A 1,512-nucleotide genomic window follows, 5' to 3' on the forward strand; every position below is an offset into this window, starting at 1 on the left:
CAGGCGATCACCGTCCCGCGCGACGCGCTGATCCGTACCGCCCAGTCCGCCGTGGTCAAGGTGGTCAACCCACAGGGCGTGGTGGAAGACGTGGAGGTCCGCGCCGACACCCTGCAGGGCCGCGACTGGATCATCAGCCGCGGGCTCAAGGGCGGCGAGCGGGTGATCGTCGAGAACGCCGCCCAGCATGCCGCCGGCTCCAGCGTCCAGGCGGTGGTCCGCCAGCCGGCCAGCGCCGACGCCCCCTCACCGCTGGCCGCCTCGCCGGCGGGCCAGTGACGGAGAACGCTACGAATGGCTCGTTTCTTCATTGACCGGCCGGTCTTCGCCTGGGTGATCTCCCTGCTGATCGTGCTCGCCGGGGTCCTGGCGATCCGCTTCCTGCCGGTCGCCCAGTACCCGGACATCGCGCCGCCGGTGGTCAACGTCAGCGCCAGCTATCCCGGCGCCTCGGCCAAGGTGGTCGAGGAAGCGGTGACCGCGATCATCGAGCGCGAGATGAACGGCGCGCCCGGCCTGCTCTACACCAAGGCCACCAGCAGCACCGGCCAGGCTTCGCTGACCCTGACCTTCCGCCAGGGCGTGAACGCCGACCTCGCTGCGGTGGAAGTGCAGAACCGCCTGAAGATCGTCGAGTCGCGCCTGCCCGAGTCGGTGCGGCGCGACGGCATCTATGTGGAGAAGGCGGCGGACAGCATCCAGCTGATCGTCACCCTTACCTCCTCCAGCGGCCGCTACGACGCCATGGAGCTGGGCGAGATCGCCTCGTCCAACGTGTTGCAGGCGCTGCGCCGGGTGGAGGGCGTGGGCAAGGTCGAGACCTGGGGCGCCGAGTACGCCATGCGCATCTGGCCCGACCCGGCCAAGCTGACCTCGATGAACCTCAGCGCCAGCGACCTGGTCAACGCCGTGCGCCGGCACAACGCCCGCCTCACCGTGGGCGACATCGGCAACCTCGGGGTCCCCGACTCGGCGCCGATCAGCGCCACGGTGAAGGTCGACGACACCCTGGTGACGCCCGAGCAGTTCGGCGAGATTCCGCTGCGCATCCGCGCCGACGGCGGCGCGATCCGCCTGCGCGACGTGGCCCGCGTCGAGTTCGGCCAGAGCGAGTACGGCTTCGTCTCGCGGGTCAACCAGATGACCGCCACCGGCCTGGCGGTGAAGATGGCGCCCGGCTCCAACGCGGTGGCCACCGCCAAGCGCATCCGCGCCACCCTCGACGAGCTGTCGCGCTACTTCCCGGAGGGCGTGAGCTACAACATCCCCTATGACACCTCGGCGTTCGTCGAGATCTCGATCAGGAAGGTGGTCAGCACCCTGCTCGAGGCGATGCTGCTGGTGTTCGCCGTGATGTACCTGTTCATGCAGAACTTCCGCGCCACCCTGATCCCGACGCTGGTGGTGCCGGTGGCCCTGCTCGGCACCTTCACGGTGATGCTCGGCCTGGGCTTCTCGATCAACGTGCTGACCATGTTCGGCATGGTCCTGGCGATCGGCATCCTGGTGGAC

1 protein-coding gene and 1 pseudogene are annotated in these 1,512 nt (G+C 69.0%); both read left to right on the plus strand.

Annotated features, from left to right (window positions below):
• On the plus strand, positions 1-279 hold a 279-nt coding region (locus FFS27_RS32670), incomplete at its 5' end, for an HlyD family secretion protein (RefSeq protein WP_171019287.1).
• Positions 280-294: 15 nt separating this feature from the next.
• Positions 295-1,512 (plus strand): annotated as a pseudogene (gene mexY, locus FFS27_RS32675) (multidrug efflux RND transporter permease subunit MexY); the annotation flags it as partial.

The organism is Pseudomonas sp. 2VD (genome assembly GCF_005503585.1).
In the GTDB taxonomy this organism is placed as follows: Bacteria; Pseudomonadota; Gammaproteobacteria; order Pseudomonadales; family Pseudomonadaceae; genus Pseudomonas; species Pseudomonas aeruginosa.